We start from the raw sequence: 6,471 nt of genomic DNA, 5'->3' as shown, positions 1-6,471 counted from the left end.
ATTATTTTCATGGGCTTTGAATGGCACCGGGTGGTTGGGGGAGAAGCTGATAATAGGCTTGGGAGTGCCCGATGCGCGCACCATGCCAGCACCGTGCGTACAGCATGTCTGCGAGAAATGGGGGTATTTTCTCGCAGACACGGTGCTGGCATGGTGCTCGCACGGTGCTGGCAGGATCTATTCGTGAGCCATTTTATATGGCTGTCCCAAAAGCATTTTAACAAAAGAAAAGGCGTAGACACTTCCACCATCTTCGTCATCCCCCCGCCTACGGAAGGAACTATGAAAAACAAACAAGGTCGCGAGGACATCCCCGACCTTACAATGGGTACTATGAAATGCAGTTGAAAGGATGTCTTTCTATTGGAGATCGCTGGGGAAGGGGATTTCGAATAGCGTTCATCGCTCTCTGGAAGAATCATCGTCTCAAGATGAGTTAATCTTTACTTTTTGTGCTACTTGTAATTGGTGCTTACCTGAACCGTAAGGAAAAAGCCCATTATTACGCCCGTGCCATCATACTTCCGTCACCTTACTTCACACTAACAGATGCAACCTGTTGAGCGAGAAGTGCTACGCCTTCCATAAATGAATGCGGTTCATAGCCTAACTCCTTACGTGCTTTATCAATAATAAATCCTGTCACCAGTGGTCTTCTTGCCGGTTGCTTAAACGTAGTGCTATCAGCAGGCTTAATTAATGATTTATCGAGATTGAAAAATTCAGCAGTCTTAATAGCAATATCATACGGACTCATAAAGTCTTTTCCAGAGATATTATAGATACCTTTTGCTTTGTGTTTGGCAGCCAGGAAGCATCCCATAGCAAGGTCTTCAGCCAGCGTTGGTGTGCGAAACTGATCATTCACCACCTGGATGGTTTTACCTTTCTCCAATGAATCTTTAACCCATAATACAATGTTGGAACGACTCATATCGGAAGTGATTCCATACACAAGAACAGTACGGCAAATGCACCAGTCAAGAGAACTCTCCATTACAACCTTCTCGCCAGTAAGCTTACTTTCACCATAGAAATTTACAGGTGCAGGCTTTTCATTTTCATCAAGCGGTCCATGGCTGCCATCGAAAATAAAATCGGTGGACACGTGAACAAGGCGTGCATTTATTTTCTCACAGGCTTTAACAATATACTCTACCGCTGTAACATTCGATTTCCAGCAGGCATCCCGATCCGTTTCACACTGGTCAACCATAGTCATTGCAGCACCATGAATCACAACGTCTGGTTTAACTTCTGCGAATACAGAACCTACAGATGCAGGATCACAAATATCCAGAGAATAAAAAGAACCTTTTGTAATCGGGATAGCACTCTTGCCTCTTGCAGTAGCAATCAGTTCAAAGCCTTCCTGCTGTTGAATCAGTTGCGTGAGTTTTTGGCCGAGTAACCCGTTTGATCCTGTAACAAGTATTTTCATTGTGTTGCTATTTTTTCTGTTCCGGATATTTATAACCGTATTTCTTTTCAATTTTCTTCTTAGACATTTCTTCTATACTAACCATCATCCAAACATCTTCAACTGGCCTATCCGCCTGCCCCTTCGGAAGCGCTGCAATCTTATCGACCACTTCTAGGCCTTTGATAACCTTTCCAAAAACTGTATAGCCGTTATCAAGATGGGGTGCTCCTCCAACTGTTGTATAAGTGTTTAAAGCCTCTGCGGAAATGTCTTTATCTACGCTTACACCTAATTGTTTTTCTATTAAAGGCTTCAGACTTAATATAAATTCTTCATAGGCTTTTTGATCTCCTGCTCTATAGAGGTTGGCCATAGTATCATAATAACTCCTATTCTCTGATTTTTGAAAGAATTGTTGAAGTGCGCTTCCATACTTCTGCGGATCTGTCTTTAGCTCACTCTCCGTATACTTACGGCCCTGTACGATATAGAACTGACTTCCGCTGCTGGCTTTGGTAGGATTTGCCTGATCTCCTAACCGTGCTGCAGATAGTGCACCACGTTCATGAAAGAATTTAGGATTTATTTCGGCATCAACGGTATAACCCGGGCCTCCATTTCCAAGTCTCTGCTCTGGCTTTGCCTTTCTTGATTCAGGATCTCCTCCTTGAATCATAAAACCTTCAATTACCCTATGGAATAGAAGGCTGTCATAGAAATGTTCTTTTGCAAGCTTGATAAAGTTCTGTTTGTGTTTTGGGGTTTCATTATACAGGATGGCAATCATATCCCCGTATTTTGTTTTAATCGTTACAACCTGATCTTTTTTCTGGGCGTGTGCCTGGTTGATTAGCGTTGTTAGAACGAATAACAGGGGAAGCATTTTTTTCATAAAATAACAAGGCGTATTAGCTAGAAATAGTTAGAAATTGAACATAGCCATTAAATAGAATACATCTTGTTTAAATGTGTATTACTATAAAATGATACCAGCAATTTAAATCGATTTATGTTTATGAGGTAGTAATCTTTGTAGACTTTGTTCCCTATCAAATTAGGTCTTAATGGTATTGCGGATGGCAGACAATATTTCAGCACCTCCGTCTGATAATACTTCATCAGCTACATTTTTGCCTAGTTCTTTGGCGTCTTCAACAGTAGCCGATTTTTTTACCTTAACGATCTGCTTGCCGTCAAGAGAAATGATACCGGCTTTAAGGGTAACCATATTGCCTTCTTTCCAGGCGTAGCCAAACGAAGGAATGCTGCAACCACCTTCCAAGGTTTTTAGAAATGCGCGTTCAGCGCGAATACAGTCCTCGGTGTCAGGGTGATTCACCCAGCGTTCAATAACTTCCTTTTTATCGAAAGATAGTTTCTTATGACACTCTATTGCTATTGTTCCCTGGCCCACAGGCGGAACAAAGTAGCTTGTCTCTATTTTTTGCACGATAAGATCGTCGTAGCCCATGCGGTGAATACCCGCGTAAGCAAGAATCAGTGCGTCTGCTTCTTTGGCCTGTAATTTTGAAATGCGTGTTTGGAGATTGCCTCGAACAGAAACCGTATTCGCTTCAGGATAGAAATGTTTTACAAATGCAACCCTCCGTGTAGACGAAGTTCCTATTACCGCTTTGGTGTTCTTCAATGAGAATGATTTATCAAAACTTAACACAACATCATTTACAACTTCTCTTTCCGTAAAGGCAATAAGCTCCAGCTCATCAGCCAGTGTAGATGAAAGATCTTTGGCGCTATGAACAGCAATGTCAATAGAACCATCCAGCAGTTTTTCTTCAATCTCCTCTGTAAACACTCCTTTGCTTCCAATCTTTGCAATAGATACATTCAGGATTTTATCCCCTCTTGTTTCTATAGGTACAATTTCAGTTTGATAACCAGAAGGCTTGATAAGTTCTGCAACATGGTGTGCCTGCCATAGAGCAAGTTTGCTTCCGCGTGTACCAATCCGGATGATTTTATTCATTAACTATGGATTTAATGTTTTAGAAATTTTTAATGACAGGTCCAGGAAAATCATTTTTGCACTGCCATTCCTTTCCAAATGATAGGTGGCCTCGTTCATCAATTTAAATGATTGTTCCACCTTGTCGAGGTTCATAACTTTGCTGAAATCCTGAACAAACTTAAGCTCATCTCCCCGCGTTCTGTTCATTGAATCAACACCGGTTGAATACAGCAAGGTTTCGCGCATCATGTTAATGCTGTAAGTGATAAGGTTTTTCTGGCTAAGTTTATCAAGGCCATGGTAGTCTTCTGCCATGGTTACCAGACCAGCATAGTTTCGTTTATAACAAGCACGCATCCATTCTGTAAAGCGTTGTGCGTTATTGTCCTCCTCATTGTCTATTAGCTTAAGCGCAAGGTTAATGTTGCCATCTGCCAACTGAGCAATCTTGTCAACTCTTGATGGCTGAAGTGACTTAGTTTCTGTGAGGTAATTTTTTAATTCATCATCACTCAACAGAGGTATTGTAACGATTTGTGTGCGCGAAATTATAGTAGGTAATAGTTTATCGGCAGCGTTTGTTACCAGAATGAAGAATGTATGCGGAGGTGGTTCTTCAAGTATCTTAAGGATACCATTGGCAGCAGAAGGATGCATAAGTTCTGGTTGCCAGATGATCATGATTTTATTCTTGCTCTCAAAAGGCTTTAGGGAAAGTGTCTTGATAATCTCACGGCTTTCTTCTCTTGAGATTAAGGCCTGCTTATCTTCTCCGCCATAATGGTTAGTCCAGTCGTCAAGGTTTCCGAAAGGTTGTTCCAGCAAGAAGGAACGCCACAGTTTGAGAATGTCGGCCTTAAAACGTTCTTCATCTTTATCACCTTTTACATTGCTTAACGGAAAGACAAAGTGCGTGTCGGGATGAACAAACTTTGCATTTTTAGAGCAGGCAGCACAGGTGCCGCAGGCATCTTCATCAGTCCTGTTTTCGCAATGAAGGTAAGTGGCATAAGCCAGCGCCAATGGTAAATTCAACGCACCTTCGGCGCCTACAAAAAGCTGTGCGTGTGCTGCGTGGTGATTGGTTACAGCATCTGTCAATACTTTTTTGCAATCCTGAAGTCCTGGTATATCTGAGAATTTCATGATTCTATAATCGTGTTGGGGCTGTTAGTTGAAAAACATGGGTGAGGATTTCTTTTTCAATGTCATCAAAAACAAGATTTCTTCTTTCCATGACCCTCCGTGCTGTTTCTAGGGCTTTATCGAGATCATAAGTGGTTACTCCTCCTGATCCTCCCCAGGTAAAGGAGGGGATATAGTTTTTAGGAAAACCCCCACCAAATATATTAGCGGAAACATCCACGACAGTGCCTGTATTAAACATGGTATTGATGCTGCATTTGCTGTGGTCGCCCATCATTAACCCACAAAATTGCAGACCGGTACTTTCGTACGATGCGGTAACATGCCGCCAAAGTTTCACGGTATCGTAGTTGTTCTTCAGGTTAGATGTATTGGTATCAGCTCCCAGGTTGCACCACTCTCCTAAAACAGAGCATCCTAAAAAGCCATCGTGTGCTTTGTTACTGTTACCAAAAACAACCGTTGTACTTATTTCTCCTCCAACTTTTGAGTAGGGACCAACCGTTACATCGCCTCGTATCTTAACGCCCATATTCAGGTGGCCTCCTTCACATAATGCAAACGCACCTCTTATGAGCGCCCCTTCCTGAATAATGCTGTTCTTACCAAGATAAACAGGACCATTTTCTGCATTGATAACGGCTGCTTTAATGGTTACACCGTCTTCTACGAAAAGGTTTTCTTCTCCATAAACAACAGTATGCTTGTCAGGCAGTGGTGCTGACTTTCTTCCTTCGGTTACAAGCTTAAAATCGGCACGAATCTCACGTCCGTTTTCTGTAAATATCTTCCAGGGTCTGTCGATTACTTTAATTGGATCTGTATACTCAATAGTATTCGTGCTTTCCATTTCTTTCTCTGGATGATGTGCAGCAATCAAAAAGCTTCCTTGTACAAGATAATAACCGGCAGGCAGAGACTTGATCGTATCTACCAACTTTTGATCGGGACATACGGCCCCGTTAATCAATACATTATCATCAGTAAATTTCGGGGCAAACTTCTTCTGTAGATATTTTTCTGTCTGGTAAGACGCTTTCGCGGTAAGCCACTTTTCCCATTTTTCGGCAATGGTTAAAATACCTACCCTTATTTCACAAACGGGCCGGGTAAAGGTAAATGGCAATAATTCTAAGCGAATGACGGGGTCATCGAACAGGACAAGATTCATGTTCAAAAATAATGGAGTATTGGTATAAAATAGCCTGTAAAAAATGCCTTTTTAAAAGATTGTTGTCTAACGTGAGGCTTGGCATATTTCAGGCAGCAAGATAAAATATGTTTTCTAAGTTGATTTACTAAAATGAAGGTAAACTCCGCCTGCTATCATTTACCGAGTTGTTGTAGAGGCAGTAAAATAAAAAAGGTCTTCAGAACGAAGACCTTTTCACAGTGCTTATTTGAAGAGTAATTAAGCTTTCTTTTGATATTTGTTCTTAAATTTCTCTACACGGCCTGCTGTATCAACAAACAGTTTTTTACCGGTATAGAAAGGATGAGATGCAGAACTAACCTCGATCTTGATCACAGGATATTCTTTACCATCTTCCCATTTAATAGTTTCCTTAGGAGCTTGAGTAGAACGGGTTATAAACTTGGTATCACTTGATTGATCCCAGAAAACCACTTCTTTATATTCAGGATGAATGCCTTTTTTCATTGCTTAATCTTTACTTTTTCCTTAAAGGACTGCAAAGATAGGGGGGATAATCGAAAAATCAATGACTTCCAGAAATATTTGGTTAAAACTTTAAATAACCGTTTTCCTACTTAAAAATAATGAAAACCAACACAATTTAGAGCTTACAGGACTTATAATGACTAAAAAGCCATGTATATTGCTGATGCATTTCATTCCTGTTTGGCCTTAGATTTACCACTAATGTAATAGATGCCATAAAACTTCACTAAGTAGAAGCCCGCAGGCAATTAC

Annotated in this window: 7 protein-coding genes; 1 reads left to right on the top strand and 6 read right to left on the bottom strand. The window is 41.0% G+C overall.

The annotated features are described in order from the left end of the window. Positions 1 to 348, top strand: a 348-nt coding sequence (locus KK060_RS15975) for a hypothetical protein (RefSeq protein WP_254154772.1), incomplete at its 5' end; no start/stop codon positions are given. Between the two features lie 184 nt (positions 349 to 532). Here the strand turns inward: KK060_RS15975 and KK060_RS15970 are convergent. The 6 genes from KK060_RS15970 to KK060_RS15945 all read right to left on the bottom strand — a co-directional run bounded on the left by KK060_RS15970 (position 533) and on the right by KK060_RS15945 (position 6,198). Then, complete coding sequence (locus KK060_RS15970) at positions 533 to 1,441, bottom strand: SDR family oxidoreductase (protein ID WP_254154771.1); 909 nt, start codon at positions 1,439 to 1,441, stop codon at positions 533 to 535. 7 nt (positions 1,442 to 1,448) lie between these two features. Beyond that, entirely contained in the window at positions 1,449 to 2,315 is an 867-nt protein-coding gene (locus KK060_RS15965; protein WP_254154770.1) for a peptidylprolyl isomerase, read from the bottom strand. 162 nt (positions 2,316 to 2,477) lie between these two features. Then, on the bottom strand, positions 2,478 to 3,410 hold the full coding sequence (gene hemC, locus KK060_RS15960; protein WP_254154769.1) for a hydroxymethylbilane synthase: 933 nt from the start codon (positions 3,408 to 3,410) through the stop codon (positions 2,478 to 2,480). Positions 3,411 to 3,413: 3 nt separating this feature from the next. Next, positions 3,414 to 4,538 carry a DNA polymerase III subunit gene (locus KK060_RS15955; protein WP_254154768.1) on the bottom strand — a complete coding sequence of 375 codons (1,125 nt, stop codon included), beginning with the start codon at positions 4,536 to 4,538 and terminating at the stop codon, positions 3,414 to 3,416. Between the two features lie 4 nt (positions 4,539 to 4,542). Continuing rightward, complete coding sequence (locus KK060_RS15950) at positions 4,543 to 5,709, bottom strand: GlmU family protein (protein ID WP_254154767.1); 1,167 nt, start codon at positions 5,707 to 5,709, stop codon at positions 4,543 to 4,545. Positions 5,710 to 5,949: 240 nt separating this feature from the next. Then, positions 5,950 to 6,198 carry a type B 50S ribosomal protein L31 gene (locus KK060_RS15945; RefSeq protein ID WP_254154766.1) on the bottom strand — a complete coding sequence of 83 codons (249 nt, stop codon included), beginning with the start codon at positions 6,196 to 6,198 and terminating at the stop codon, positions 5,950 to 5,952. Positions 6,199 to 6,471: the final 273 nt, after the last annotated feature.

This window comes from Chryseosolibacter indicum (assembly GCF_018598585.1).
Classification (GTDB): domain Bacteria; phylum Bacteroidota; class Bacteroidia; order Cytophagales; family Cyclobacteriaceae; genus Chryseosolibacter; species Chryseosolibacter indicus.
This window is presented reverse-complemented; position numbering and strand designations above follow the sequence as displayed.